The sequence below is a fragment of the Burkholderia sp. Se-20373 genome (assembly GCF_017104705.1).
GTDB lineage: Bacteria > Pseudomonadota > Gammaproteobacteria > Burkholderiales > Burkholderiaceae > Burkholderia.
This window is the reverse complement of sequence record NZ_JAAGPH010000020.1, coordinates 1-13,450: the sequence shown is the minus strand read 5'-3', so window position 1 is coordinate 13,450 and position 13,450 is coordinate 1. Positions and strand designations below refer to the sequence as shown.

The 13,450-nt window shown below is 66.9% G+C and carries 11 protein-coding genes; 6 read left to right on the top strand and 5 right to left on the bottom strand.

Features of this window, described 5'->3' with window-relative positions; translation table 11 throughout:
- Positions 1-35: 35 nt before the first annotated feature.
- Positions 36-842, bottom strand: coding sequence for a 2-dehydro-3-deoxy-D-gluconate 5-dehydrogenase KduD (kduD, locus tag G3N96_RS09845; protein WP_206137059.1), 807 nt, complete (start codon positions 840-842; stop codon positions 36-38).
- A gap of 4 nt (positions 843-846) precedes the next feature.
- A complete protein-coding gene (gene kduI, locus G3N96_RS09840) occupies positions 847-1,683 on the bottom strand; it encodes a 5-dehydro-4-deoxy-D-glucuronate isomerase (protein ID WP_206137058.1) in 837 nt (278 codons plus the stop codon).
- Between the two features lie 280 nt (positions 1,684-1,963).
- On the opposite strand from kduI, the gene kdgT reads away from it, so the two are divergent.
- Complete coding sequence (gene kdgT / locus G3N96_RS09835; RefSeq protein ID WP_206137057.1) at positions 1,964-2,983, top strand: 2-keto-3-deoxygluconate transporter; 1,020 nt, start codon at positions 1,964-1,966, stop codon at positions 2,981-2,983.
- A 173-nt stretch (positions 2,984-3,156) separates the two neighbouring features.
- Here kdgT and G3N96_RS09830 read toward each other — a convergent pair whose 3' ends face one another.
- Positions 3,157-3,531 (bottom strand): nuclear transport factor 2 family protein, encoded by a 375-nt coding sequence (locus G3N96_RS09830; RefSeq protein ID WP_206137056.1) that lies wholly within the window; start codon positions 3,529-3,531, stop codon positions 3,157-3,159.
- 103 nt (positions 3,532-3,634) lie between these two features.
- Here G3N96_RS09830 and G3N96_RS09825 point away from each other — a divergent pair, with 103 nt between their 5' ends.
- The 4 genes from G3N96_RS09825 (at position 3,635) to G3N96_RS09810 (ending at position 9,300) form a co-directional block, all read left to right on the top strand.
- Complete coding sequence (locus G3N96_RS09825) at positions 3,635-4,624, top strand: LysR family transcriptional regulator (protein WP_206137055.1); 990 nt, start codon at positions 3,635-3,637, stop codon at positions 4,622-4,624.
- Between the two features lie 490 nt (positions 4,625-5,114).
- Positions 5,115-7,499, top strand: coding sequence for a DNA polymerase II (locus G3N96_RS09820; protein ID WP_206137054.1), 2,385 nt, complete (start codon positions 5,115-5,117; stop codon positions 7,497-7,499).
- 87 nt (positions 7,500-7,586) lie between these two features.
- The gene (locus tag G3N96_RS09815) at positions 7,587-8,702 is read left to right on the top strand and encodes a J domain-containing protein (RefSeq protein ID WP_206137053.1); all 1,116 of its coding nucleotides are present in this window, start codon (positions 7,587-7,589) and stop codon (positions 8,700-8,702) included.
- Positions 8,703-8,976: 274 nt separating this feature from the next.
- On the top strand, positions 8,977-9,300 hold the full coding sequence (locus tag G3N96_RS09810) for a DUF4148 domain-containing protein (protein ID WP_206137052.1): 324 nt from the start codon (positions 8,977-8,979) through the stop codon (positions 9,298-9,300).
- A gap of 106 nt (positions 9,301-9,406) precedes the next feature.
- On the opposite strand, the gene G3N96_RS09805 is transcribed toward G3N96_RS09810, so the two are convergent.
- Together G3N96_RS09805 and plcR are read right to left on the bottom strand one after the other, a co-directional pair.
- Positions 9,407-10,783: a pectin acetylesterase-family hydrolase gene (locus G3N96_RS09805; RefSeq protein WP_206137051.1), complete on the bottom strand. Its 1,377-nt coding sequence runs from the start codon at positions 10,781-10,783 to the stop codon at positions 9,407-9,409.
- Between the two features lie 66 nt (positions 10,784-10,849).
- Positions 10,850-11,581, bottom strand: a complete 732-nt coding sequence (gene plcR / locus G3N96_RS09800) for a phospholipase C accessory protein PlcR (protein WP_206137050.1) — start codon at positions 11,579-11,581, stop codon at positions 10,850-10,852.
- A 430-nt stretch (positions 11,582-12,011) separates the two neighbouring features.
- On the opposite strand from plcR, the gene G3N96_RS09795 reads away from it, so the two are divergent.
- On the top strand, positions 12,012-13,238 hold the full coding sequence (locus G3N96_RS09795) for an amino acid deaminase/aldolase (RefSeq protein WP_206137049.1): 1,227 nt from the start codon (positions 12,012-12,014) through the stop codon (positions 13,236-13,238).
- Positions 13,239-13,450: the final 212 nt, after the last annotated feature.

Below are 13,450 nucleotides of genomic sequence, written 5' to 3'. Positions count from 1 at the left end.
TCGGGAGAGCATAACGCGTTCGCCGTGCGGCACGGTCAGCGCGCGAGCCACCCGCCGTCGACGGCAAGCGTGTGACCGTGCACGTAGTCCGATGCGCGCGACGCAAGAAACACCACCGCGCCCGCGAGATCGTCCGGCACGCCCCAGCGGCCGGCCGGGATGCGGCCGAGGATGTCGTCGCTGCGTCGGCTGTCCGCGCGCAACTGCGCGGTGTTGTCGGTCTCCATGTAACCCGGCGCGATCGCGTTCACGTTGATCCCGCGCGCGGCCCATTCGTTCGCGAACAGGCGCGTGAGACCCAGTACGCCGCTCTTCGACGCCGTGTACGACGGCACGCGGATGCCGCCCTGGAACGACAGCATCGACGCGACGTTGACGATCTTGCCGCCGCGCCCCTGCCGCACCATCTGGCGCGCAACGGCCTGCGACAGGAAGAACACGCTCTTCAGGTTCACGTCGATCACGGCGTCCCAGTCGGCTTCGGTGAATTCGAGCGCATCGCAGCGGCGGATCATGCCCGCGTTGTTGACGAGGATGTCGACGTGACCGAACGCATCGATCGCGCCGCCGACGATCCGCTCGACCGGCTCGAGCGTCGACAGATCGGCGCGCACGTCGACGAAGCGCCGCCCGGCCGCTTCGACGCGCGCCGATGTCTCGGCGGGCGCCGAACGGTTCGCACCGACGATGTCGCATCCCGCCGACGCAAGCGCGACGGCCATCGCCGCGCCGAGCCCCGTGTTGCAGCCGGTGACGATCGCGACCTTGCCGGTCAGGTCGAACAGGCCGGCGAGCGCGGTGCGCGTGTCGTTGGCGGGAAGATCGGGCGTATCGCGTTTCATGGTGTCAGCGCAGGTCGGCAACGGCGATGTGATCCATGTCCTTGAACACCTGGTTCTCGCCGACCATCCCCCAGATGAACGTGTACGCCTGCGTGCCGACGCCCGAATGGATCGACCAGCTCGGCGAGATCACGGCCTGCTCGTTGTGCACGACCACGTGGCGCGTCTCCTGCGGTTCGCCGAGCAGGTGGAACACGGCCGCGCCGGCCGCGAGGTTGAAGTAGAAATACACCTCCATCCGCCGCTCGTGCGTATGGCATGGCATCGAGTTCCACAGGCTGCCGGGCTCGAGTTTCGTCATCCCCATCGACAGCTGGCAGGTCGGCAGCACGTCGGGCACGATGAACTTGTAGATCGTGCGGCGATTGCTCGTGGCCGCATCGCCGAGCGTGTCGGGCGACGCCTGCGCGAGCGTGATCGTGCGTGTCGGATGGGCCGTGTGTGCGGGTGCGCAGTTCAGATAGAACTTCGCGGGATGCGCTCGATCGTCGCTGCCGAACACGACACCCTGCCCGCCTTGCCCGATGTAGACCGCCTCCTCGGTGCCCACCACGTGACGCTGCCCGTCGACCTCGACCCAGCCGGGCCCGCCGATGTTGATCGCGCCCAGTTCGCGCCGCTCCAGCAGATGGCTCACGCCCATCGCGGCGCCGAGCGACGCCGGCACCTCGACCGGGCGCGTGGCCGGCCATGCGCCGCCGACGATGATCCGGTCGATATGGCTGTAGGTAAGCGACAGCGCGTCGGGCTCGAACACGTTCTCCACCAGGAAATGCCGGCGCAGGCCGGCCGTGTCGAGCGTCTTCGCATGTTCGCCGTGGATGCCTTGCCGCACTTCCATGCCGGTTCTCCGAGGGAAATGGACGCGCCGCCGACACCCGCGCCGACGATCGCCCTGACGAAGATTGAAGCACACATTCCTCAAATTCGGAACGCCAATCCGGATTTTTGATTCCGCGCTCGGGGTCGATAAATTCCTTTGGAATCAATCTCGTATCGCCTTACGGGTATACGACTACCACCGATATCGACAAAAACGGAACAGCATTCCGAATCATGTCCTATAGTCAGTCAGCAGACATCATTCGACAACGGGACGCATCGACGTCCACGGAGGAGACGTGAAGCTGAAACAGGCCATCGACCGCATCCCGGGCGGGCTCATGCTGGTCCCGATGCTGCTCGGCGCGTGCGTGCACACGTTCGCGCCGAACGCCGGGAAGTACTTCGGCTCGTTCACCAACGGCCTGATTGCGGGCACGGTGCCGATCCTCGCCGTCTGGTTCTTCTGCATGGGTGCGACGATCAACCTGCGCGCGACCGGCGTCGTGCTGCGCAAATCGGGCACGCTGCTCGCGACGAAGCTCGTGGTCGCGTGGCTCGCGACCGTGATCGCCGCCCAGTTCATTCCCGACGATGGCATCAAGACCGGCCTGTTCGCGGGCCTGTCGCTGCTCGCGATCACGACGTCGATGGACATGACCAACGGCGGCCTCTACGCGGCCGTGATGCAGCAGTACGGCAGCAAGGAAGAGGCGGGCGCCTTCGTGCTGATGTCGATCGAATCGGGGCCGCTCGTCAGCATGCTGATTCTCGGCGCGGCCGGCGTCGCGGTGTTCGAGACGCGGCTGTTCGTCGGCGCGGTGCTGCCGTTCCTGATCGGCTTCACGCTCGGCAACCTCGATGAGGAACTGCGCGAGCTGTTCGGGCGCTGCGTGCATCCGCTGATCCCGTTCTTCGGCTTCGCGCTCGGCAACGGCATCGATCTCAACGTGATTGCGAAGAGCGGGCTGCCGGGCATCGCGCTCGGGCTCGCGGTGATCGTCGTGACGGGTGTGCCGCTGATGCTCGCGGACAAGCTTCTGGGCGGCGGCAACGGCACCGCCGGGCTCGCCGCGTCGTCGACGGCCGGCGCCGCGGTGGCGAACCCGGCGATCATCGGCGAGATGATTCCGAAGTTCAAGCCGATGGTGCCGGCGGCGACGGCGATCGTCGCGACGGCTTGCCTCGTGACGGCGATTCTCGTGCCGATATTGACGGCGATGTGGGCGAAGCGGGCGGCGAGGATGTCGGGGGTGCCGATGCACGTTGCCGCGCGCTCGTCGCCGGGACGGGCGATCGAGCATGAGGGGCATGTTTGAGGGGGCCGGTTCGAGTCTGGTCCCCGGCCCCGCTTCAAGTCAGTCAATGGTCGATGGCGTAGCAAGCCCGGGAAATCGATGAGTTCCCCGGGCTTTTCGTTCGTCGGTATTTGCGTGCATGCTGTCGGGCACTCACGAATCCGGACGTTGACGTGCATCCGCCGCGTGGCGTTTCAGTCGAACGTATGCACGACAGCGGACGCCTTGGTCGCGATCAGCCAGTTGCCTTCTACCTTATGCATGACGAAGTGATCGTTGAAGAGCTTGTTTCCGATTCGCACCCGCACGGTGGCCGTTGAAAGGCTGTCCGAGATATTCTCCGTCGACAGGATCGCTTCATCTCTCGGCGCGCCGGTCGCGCGAGGGCTCTGCCTCCCATGGATGAGCGCCGCATACTCCTGCGACGACAGCGTGCGCAACCGGCCTTCATCCACCCACTGAATCAGGCAGCTCGGGTGAAAGACCGCGTCGAAGTCACGGCTCTTCGGCTCATAAGCCAAATTGAAATAATCGTCGATCAAGGCGACGACGGCTTGGGTCTGGGTCATGGCTGGCTTCCCTCGGTAGTGAACGGCTCGTATAGTGAGCGATCCACGCAGCCCTCGGCTACGGCGCCACGGTTATCGCTGCCATTACAGGAACACATGGATCATGGAAGACCTCGATGGAGGGCTCGTCAGCGGCTTGCTGGTTCTGGCAGCCATCGCCGAATCCGGAAGCTTCGGCCGTGCCGCATCCCGTCTGGGCAAGACTCAACCGGCGGTCAGTCGCGCCATCCAGCGACTGGAGGACCGCCTGCGCGCGAAGCTCGTGCAGCGCACCAGCCGGCATGTCGAAGTGACGGACGCCGGCCATGAACTGTTGTCCAAGGTGCTGCCGTTACTCCAGGGAATTGAAGAGGCAACCGCCGGCGCCTCTCACCAGACCGCGACCGTCAACGGAACGCTTCGTGTGGCGTGCGATGCCGTTTTCGCCCGCCTGGTGCTGGCGCCGGAGCTCGCCCAGTTCATGAAGGATCACCCTGCGCTTCATGTGAAGCTGGAAACCCGGCACGACTTCCCGGACCTGATCAGCGACGGATTCGATCTCGCCATCCGGTTCGGACCGCCAACCGTTTCAACCCTGGTCTGCCGCAGGCTGTACAGTCCGCGAGTCCTGACCGTGGCCGCGCCGTCGTACCTGGAGCAGCGCGGTCGGCCGAGGTCGCCGCAGGATCTGGTCGACGATGGCCATGAATGCATCCTGGCCATCGACCCGGCGACCGGCAGGCCCTTCGATTGGGAGTTCTGGCGTGACGACGAGAAAGTGAAGGTGGCCGTCAGCGGGAAGCTGATGGTCACGGACGCAGGAACCAAAATCGGTGCCTGCCTTGCAGGCTACGGGATCGCTCAGGTGATCGACCTCGGGATCGACACCCACCTGCGGGCGGGCACGCTGGAGCCGATACTGACGGACTGGTGCGACGAGACTTTCCCGCTTTACGTCTACTATCCGAGCCGGAACCACGTGCCGGCCAAGGTACGGGCGTTCATCGACTTTGTTGTCGGGATGATGCCGGGACTGAGGTCGAAAGGTGACGATGGTGGTCGGCAGCCGCCATCGGCCGTGGTCGACACGCCGCGTCGGTTGTCATCCGCCTGATTCGTTCCTTGCAGCGTGTCGTTTCAGGTTTGCCGGTTCGCGATCGATACGGTGTCGATCAAGGTTAGAACAGCCATGCTCCGAGCCTCTGTGCTCGAACTCGCCGTCGACGCATAGTGACGCCAAAGTGGCACGCAATCGCCGCGCGACGCTGGACCCTCAAACCGTCCAATTCAACGCGCACGGAATGGCGCGTCGCGCAACGGGTCGCCGTCACCTGATTGCGCGCCGGACTTCACGCGCTCGCCGAGCCCACGCTGGAGATGACCGCGACGCGCACGACGTCCCGCGTTACCCGGCCGGTATCCGGGATCGAGGTTGGGTGGAGACGGTGGGGAGTGCAGACCGTCAGCAAGCCGGTGGATGGTCGGGATCGGACCGGCAGGTGTCCCGATACGTATCGTCAACAGCGCGCAAAAATGCATTCCGTCCGCTCCCCCCGCCCAAGCGCTAAAATCCGCCGCCTGGGCATCCACCACGAGCAAGCGTTTTGACGGCGTTCGAGCAGGGCTTCATCCTCACCCGCCACTGGCGGGACACCGCATCCGGCATCGAGATCGAGTTCTGGCTGGCAACCGAACACGGTCCGCGCCGCGTACGGTTGCGCCCGCAGGAAGCCGTCGCGTTCATTCCGGCCGAACAGCAGGCGCTCGCCGAACGCGCGCTGGCCGGCGAGCGCGAGGCCGAGTTGCGCCCGCTCGCGCTGCGCGACTTCCGGCAGCGCCCGGTCGTCGGCCTCTATTGCAAGCGCTATCGCCATCTGTCCGGGCTGCAGAAGCGTCTCGCGGCAGCCGGCGTCGACGTCTACGAAGCCGACGTGCAGCCGCCCGACCGCTACGCGATGGAGCGCTTCATCACGGCGTGCGTGCAGTTTCGCGGGCAACCCGGCCCCGACGGCACGCTGGCCGGCGCCGAGCTGAAAGCCGCCGACGGCTATCGCCCGGCACTGCGCTGCGTGTCGCTCGACATCGAAACCAGCGTGCACGGCGAGCTGTACTCGATCGCGCTCGAAGGCTGCGGGCAACGGCAGGTCTACATGCTCGGCCCGCCGAACGGCAGCGACAGCGACGCCGCAAACGCCATCGACTTCCGCCTCGACTACTGCGACAGCCGGCCCGCGATGCTCGCGCGGCTCAACGAATGGTTCGACGAACACGATCCCGATGCGGTGATCGGCTGGAACCTCGTGCAGTTCGACCTGCGCATCCTGCATGCCCATTCGGAGCAATACGGCATCCCGCTGAAGCTCGGCCGCGGCGGCAGCGTGCTCGACTGGCGCGCGCACGGCCAGCAGCCCGACCACTTCTTCGCGGGCGCGGCCGGCCGGCTGATCCTGGACGGCATCGACATGCTGAAATCCGCGACGTGGACGTTCCCGTCGTTCAGCCTCGAATACGTGTCGCAGGCGCTGCTCGGCGAAGGCAAGTCGATCGACAACCCGTACCAGCGGATGGAGGAGATCCAGCGCCGCTTCGATCACGACAAGCCGGCGCTCGCGCGCTACAACCTGAAGGACTGCGAGCTCGTCACGGGCATCTTCGACAAGGCCGACCTGCTGTCGTTCGCGCTCGAACGCGCGAGCGTGACGGGCCTCGCGGCCGATCGCACCGGCGGGTCGGTGGCGGCGTTCACGCATCTGTACCTGCCGCGCATGCACCGGCTCGGCTACGTCGCGCCGAACCTCGGCGACGTGACGGGGCAGACCAGCCCCGGCGGCTTCGTGATGGATTCGCGCCCCGGGCTGTACGACTCGGTGCTCGTGTTCGACTACAAGAGCCTCTATCCGTCGATCATCCGCACGTTCCTGATCGATCCGGTCGGGCTGATCGAAGGGCTCGCGCATCCCGGCGACGATGCATCGGTGTCCGGCTTTCTCGGCGCACGTTTCTCGCGTACCGCGCACTGCCTGCCCGATATCGTGCGCCGCGTGTGGGAAGGCCGCGACGACGCGAAGCGGCAGCGCAACGCGCCGCTGTCGCAGGCGCTGAAGATCATCATGAATTCGTTCTACGGCGTGCTCGGCTCGATGGGCTGCCGCTTCTTCGACCCGCGCCTCGCGTCGTCGATCACGATGCGCGGGCACGAGATCATGCACCGCACGCGCGAGCTGATCGAAGCGCAGGGGTACGAAGTGATCTATGGAGACACCGATTCGACGTTCGTGTGGCTCGGCCGTGCGCACGACGACGACGAAGCCGGCGCCAAGGGCCGCGCACTCGTCGAGCATGTGAACCACTGGTGGCAGGCGCACTTGCGCGACCACTTCGGGCTCGAGAGCGCGCTGGAGCTGCAGTACGAGCGGCACTACCGCCGCTTCCTGATGCCGACCGTGCGCGGCGCGGAAGAAGGCAGCAAGAAGCGCTACGCGGGGCTCGCGGCAGCGGCCGACGGCGGCGAGGACCTCGTCTTCAAGGGGCTCGAAACGGTGCGCACCGACTGGACGCCGCTCGCGCAGCAGTTCCAGCGCGAGTTGTACCGACGCGTGTTCAGCCGCGAGCCGTACCAGGATTTCATCCGCGACACCGTGCGGCGCACGCTGGCCGGCGAATTCGACGACCAGCTCGTCTACCGCAAGCGCGTGCGCCGGCCGTTGCGCGAGTATGAGCGCAACGTGCCGCCGCACGTGCGCGCGGCGCGGATCGCCGACGCGTTCAACCAGGAACAGGGCCGGCCGCTGCAGTATCAGCGCGGCGGCTGGATCAGCTACGTGATGACGACGGCCGGCCCCGAGCCGCTCGAAACCATGCGTTCGCCGATCGACTATGCGTTCTACCTGAGCCGCCAGTTGCAGCCGGTGGCCGACGCGATCCTGCCGTTCCTGCGCGACGACTTCGAGCGCGTGATCTCCGGGCAGGGGCAGTTGTTCCTGGAGTAGCCACGCCAGGCCGGGCAAGGAAGACACGGCGGGCCGGTTAAAATACCGCGCTGCTGCGCGTCCTGCCGCAGCCGAAGGAGATTCATCATGACCGCACGTCGCGGAACAGCGGTCGCCATCGCGCCCGGCCACGAGGCAGCCAGCCTGTCGAACGCCCAGAAAGCATTCAATACGCTCGTCCAGCAGATCGAGAAGCGGCGCGAGCAGCTCGGCGCGTGGGAAGCGGCGATGCCGGCCTTCCAGAAGAAATTCGTCGACGAGCTGTTGCCGCTCGAACAGACGTCCACCGCACTGCGGATCCGGTTGCTCAATCAGCTCGACGACGCGTATCTGCAGAAGGGATTGAGCAAGGCCGAGCAGCACACCTTGTCCGGGATGATCGCCAGCATGGCGCGCGACTTGCTCGACTTCAGCGACGACGCGCAGTTGAAGGCCATCCACGCCCGGCACAGCGCCGCCGATCACGGCAGCAACGCAGCAACCGAGCCGGAGCAGGAACCGAAGTCGGAATCGACGCCTGGCGTGACGAACGAAGACGATCTCGGCGCACTGTCGCCCGAGGAGCTCATGGCGCGCATGCAGGCCGAACTGGATGCGCAGTTCGAACGGGACATGGCCCAGCACGCGGCCCGCGAGGCACAGCGCGCCAAGCGCAAGAAAGCGCCCCGCCAATCGGCTGCGCTGGCGAAGCGCGAAGCCGAGCAGGCGGAAGCGAGCCGGTCGATCCGCGAGATCTACCGGAAGCTGGCGAGCGCGCTGCACCCCGATCGCGAGACCGATCCCCAGGAACAGGAACGCAAGACCGTGCTGATGCAGCGGGTCAACCACGCTTACGCGAACGGCAAGCTCCTGCAACTGCTGGAGTTGCAACTGGAGATCGAACAGATCGACCGGCACGCGATCAACGGCCTCGGCGAGGATCGGCTCGCGCGCTACAACGGCATTCTGGAAGATCAGCTTCGCGAGCTGGATCAGGAGATTCAGGACGTCGAGACCGGATTCCGGCGGACTTACGGGATCGCGCCGTCGGTCAAGGTCGCGCCCGATACCATCATGCGCATGCTCACGCGCGACATCGCGGGCACGCAGCGCGGCATCCACGACCTGAACCTGACGCTGCGCGAGTTCGACGATCCGGCGAACGTCAAGGAGTGGCTGAAGGACATGAAGCGCCAGCGGGCTTTTCCGCGTTTCGACGACTAGCCGTGCCGGGCAGGCATGCGTCTGCCCGCTGGGCATCGCGTGCGTAGCCGGTTTGACGGAACGGCTGCGTGACCCGCATCGATCGGCATTTCACGCGAATCACCCCCCCAAAACCGGGCGCCAAGGACGTCGTCCGTCACCCACTCTCACGGATTCGGAAACACAGTTGGACCGGAATCGGCATTTATCCGGCCGATCCGGGTTCCTAAACTTGTCTCGTCAGTTCAGCCAGCCACCATCGCGCCGAACCGCAACGAAACCGTCTGAGGAAACCGTGAAATCCATCATCGTCACCATCGCCACCGTCGCCGCTACCGCCACCACCCTTCTCGCCGCACCGGCCGTGTCGTACGCACAGTCGTCGCACTCGACGCTCACGCGTGCGCAGGTGCGCCAGGAATTGTTCGACCTCGAATCGGTCGGCTACGAGCCGATCGCCGCGGATGGCGACAACTATCCGGGTGACATCGTCGCCGCGCAGGAACGCCTGGCCGCCAAGCGGCTGGCCGAGCGCAAGGGCGCCGAAGCGGCCTACGGGTCGAACGGTGCGCCCGGCACGGATTCGGGCGGGCCGGCGGTTGCGGTGGTGAAGCCGTAACGTAGCGCCGCTCCGCACGGCCACGCACCGACGCAGGCGAGCGGCCACGACACCCGGCCGCCGCACTGCGCCGCGCTCGCCCGCTCGGGCGAACCGCCACTTCACGTCACGCCCGGTGCCCCGAGATCGGCCCCGCTTCGCCGGTCAGGTTGAAGATGCTGTCGATCCACGCCAGAAACGTCGAGAACGTGAAATCCGACCCCTGCTGCGTGCGGAACGCCTTCATCACCGGTGTATCGGCCGGGTCCTGCTGGTTCAGCAAGTTGTCGACGAAGGTGCCGATATCCGCGTCGATGCCGTGCTCGTGGATCCCCGACCCGGTGAAGCTGACCGCCGTCACCTGGTGGTTGGCGATGAAGTCGTTGCGCGCCCACGGCATGAAGTAGCCGAAGTTCGGCAACGGGTTCAGCGTCTGCTTCAGCCCGTCCAGCTCCTGGTCGAACATCGCGAGCGACAGCGAATCCTTCGTCGCGTCGTCGGGCGCCGCGATCACGGCCGGCACGAACGCGCGATAGTGATACGCGGCGATGATCTTGTCGCGCTGGTAGCTCGAGAACCCGAAGCGGTCGTGCGGAAACGTCGCCGACAGCGCCGCGTATGCGCTCCCCATGTTGCCGGGATCGAACTTGCTGGTCAGCCGGCTGTTCACGGTGATCATCCCGTCGGGGCCGGTCATCCCCCACTCGGTGCGCACCCGGTCGTACAGGCCGACCGACGGATGCGTGGCCGCATCCGCATCGAACGGCGTGTTGAAGACCGTGCCCGCATCGTCGAGCAGCGAACTATGCGCCTGCGGCTGCAGCGTGTTGCGCAGCGTCGCGTAATTCGCGAGCGTGCCGTAGCCGCCCGCGCTCATCCCGTACACGAGCAGCCGGTTCGGCTTGCCGAAGCCGTGCGACATCAGCCACTGCGCGACGGCCTGGATGTTCTTCAGCCCGCTGTAGTGCTGCAATCGCCAGTCGCCGCTCGGCGACGTGTAGTTGCGCACCGCGCTGCCCATGTGGATATCTCCGGTGCAATAGGGCACGAAAACCTGTGTCCACTGCTGCGTCTCGACCTTCGGTTCGCCGACGAGAATATGCGCGAGATCCATCCGCGTGAGCAGCGGCGACAGGAACGACGACAACAGGCTCTGGTTCGCGGTGCCGTTCATGTAGTTGTGCGGGATCCCGTCCGGATTGAAGCCGCCGAGGCCGGCCTCGGCGCCGGTCGACGTCTGCGTGCAAGTGCCGTAGTCCCAGCACGCGCCGCCCGGCTCCATCATGTACAGCAGGTTGTCCGACTGCGCGCGATTGACGTAGAAGCGCATCGGCGTGCCATTGCCGCACGATGCACCGGTGCTCTCCGGCAACGTCACTTCGTACCACGAATAATAGGGAATCGACGGATCCGGCATCGTCGTATCGGCGGCGTGACCGTTCAGTGCCGCGCAACCGAGCAGCATGGCAACGGCCGCGCGCAGCAGGCTTCGTGCTGTGGACATCTCCCCTCCTTGTCGATGGACATGACGCGGCCGCCGGGCTTCGCCTCGGCGTCGCGGATTCGGCGCTCAGTGCGCGCCGGACGGTGAAGCGCCGTCGAACAACTGGACCCGCAACGCCTGCAGGCGCTGCGCGATGACGGCTTGTTGCTGGTCGGGATCGGGAACGCTCGCCTGAACCTGCCGGACGACGTCGCGGCTCTGCTGTTCGTACGAGCGATAGCGCGGGTCCTGCGCCGGCGACGGGCCGACCGTCTGCTGCGCATAGGTGTCCCATTGCGCGCGCATCGACCGGATCGCCGCGCCGCGCGTCGCGGGATCGGCTTCGGTATCGTTCAGCAGCGCCGCGCTCAGCGCCTCGGCCTGCACCGGCACGATCTCGTTGCGCGCGACATGGTCGGGGAGTTCGTCGAGAATCCGATGCGCGAGCGCGGCGCGCTCGGCTTGCGGCATGCTGTTGCGGCGATCCCCATACGCGGCAACCTCGTCGCGAAAACGCGCGAACGCGACGATGCGCTTCACTTCGGCATCCGCATCGGGGCGCCCCGCGAGGCTGCGGCGCAGCGCGTCGACATCGAGCCGCCGTTCCTCGGAGCCGGGCATCGCGGCGCCAGTGCCGGTGCCGGTGCCGGTGCCGAACGTATCGGCTGTGCCTGGCTGCACGCTCGCCGTCGTGGTCGTTGCGCCGGCCGACGCGGCGTGCGCCGGCGTCGCCGCTTCATATCGCCAGACTGCAACGACGACCACGCCGATCGCCGCGATCGCGCCCGTGTGCCGCCAGCGTGCCCTGTTCTTCTTCACGTCGCCTCCTCGTCACGTCATGCCGTTCTTCGCCGGTGCATCCGCGAGTAGGTTCTAGGTCGAATCCGGCAGGCAGTCAAAAGCGGCACTAGAACGCAGGCACTAAACCTGCTCGCGGCGGCCGCGCCCCGCCAGACGTTTGAAACGCATTTCGCGATCGTTCGGCCAGGCGCGCCATGTCGCGCGTCACGCCCGTCCGGCGGCGGTTCGGGCCGACACGTACCGTGTGCGCCGCGACACCAAGCAAGCGGCGATCCAGCCGCACGGCGCGCGGTGTTCACACATCGGCGTGACCGATACGGATGGCCGGATAAGACCCGTCGAACGACCCGCTGAGCGCTTGGTCGTCATTTTGGCCAGCCCTATGCTGGTTTCCGACACGCGCCGAACGGTCGGCGCGATACCCACCCCACCCAGCCGAGCCCGCTCCATGAGCCGTGCAGACCTTCCGCATCGCGCACCCGCCGCCGTCCACGACTATCCGACCTATCGCGACGCGCTCGCGGGCCGCCGGCTACCTGCCGCATTCGTCGACCTCGACTGCCTCGACGCGAACCTCGCCGACCTGAAGCGCCGCGCACGCGGCCTGCCGATCCGGCTCGCGACGAAGTCGGTGCGCTCGCGCGAACTGATCGGCGCGGTGCTCGCCGCCGGCCCGTTCATGCAGGGGCTGCTGTGCTACTCGGCCGCGGAAGCCGCGTGGCTCGCGGACGGCGGGTTCGACGACATCGTCGTCGCGTATCCGACCGTCGAGCCCGACGACCTGCGCGCGGTGGCCGCCCAGCTCAGGCGCGGCCGCTCGATCACGCTGATGGTCGACGACGCCGCACAGATCGACGCGATCGACCGCATCGCCCACGACGAACGCGAGACGATCCCGCTCGCGATCGATCTCGACATGTCGTCCGCGTATCCGGGCCTGTACTTCGGCATGTACCGCTCGCCGGTGCGCGACGCGGCCGGCGCACTCGCGCTCGCGCACCGCATCGGCGAGCGACGGCACGTGCGGCTCGACGGAGTGATGGGCTACGAAGGACAGATCGCCGGTGTGGCCGACATGGAGCCTGGCAGCGGCGCACGCAACGCGCTGGTGCGGCACCTGAAGCGCCGCTCGGCGCGCGAGATCAACGCGCGCCGCCAGGCGGCCGTGCAGGCACTTGCAGCGGCGGGCCACGCGCTGCGCTTCGTGAACGGCGGCGGCACCGGCAGCATCGAGAGCACGCTCGGCGACGCGTCGGTCACCGAGCTGGCGGCCGGCTCCGGCCTCTACGCGCCGGCGCTGTTCGATCACTACGCAGCGTTTCATGCGCAGCCGGCCGCCGGCTTCGCGCTGCCGGTCGTGCGGATTCCGCAGCCGGGCATCGTGACCTGTTCGGGCGGCGGCTATATCGCGTCGGGCCCGGCCGGCAAGAGCCGCCTGCCGCGGCCGTGGCTGCCGGCCGGCTGCACGCTGATCGGCAACGAAGGCGCGGGCGAGGTGCAGACGCCCGTGCGTGTGCCGCGCGGCGTCGCACCGGCGATCGGCGACCCGATCCTGTTCCGCCACGCGAAGGCCGGCGAACTGTGCGAGCGCTTCAACACGCTGCTGCTGATCCGCGGCGGCCGCGTGGTCGGCGAGGCGCCCACCTATCGCGGCGAAGGCAAGAGCTTTTTCTAGCGGGCCGCGCGGCCCTCGTTCAAACCGGTCAACCCGTTCAATCCATTCAAACGACAACCACGGAGACAATGCCATGTGGCGCAACTGGTCGGGATATGTCTGCAGTCCTGATGCAACCGTGTCGACGCCTGCGTCGCCCGCCGGGCTCGCGGCCGTGCTGCGCGACGCGGCGGCCGCCGGCGCCACCGTGCGCGCGGCCGGCGGATCGGAAG

Bases quoted from the DNA above. Each gene is read 5' to 3' on its own strand.
- G3N96_RS09830 (WP_206137056.1), bottom strand. From the start codon at position 3,531: ATGACCCAGACCCAAGCCGTCGTCGCCTTGATCGACGATTATTTCAAT.
- G3N96_RS09805 (WP_206137051.1), bottom strand. From the start codon at position 10,783: ATGTCCACAGCACGAAGCCTGCTGCGCGCGGCCGTTGCCATGCTGCTC.
- G3N96_RS09825 (WP_206137055.1), top strand. From the start codon at position 3,635: ATGGAAGACCTCGATGGAGGGCTCGTCAGCGGCTTGCTGGTTCTGGCA.
- kduD (WP_206137059.1), bottom strand. From the start codon at position 842: ATGAAACGCGATACGCCCGATCTTCCCGCCAACGACACGCGCACCGCG.
- G3N96_RS09795 (WP_206137049.1), top strand. From the start codon at position 12,012: ATGAGCCGTGCAGACCTTCCGCATCGCGCACCCGCCGCCGTCCACGAC.
- kduI (WP_206137058.1), bottom strand. From the start codon at position 1,683: ATGGAAGTGCGGCAAGGCATCCACGGCGAACATGCGAAGACGCTCGAC.
- G3N96_RS09815 (WP_206137053.1), top strand. From the start codon at position 7,587: ATGACCGCACGTCGCGGAACAGCGGTCGCCATCGCGCCCGGCCACGAG.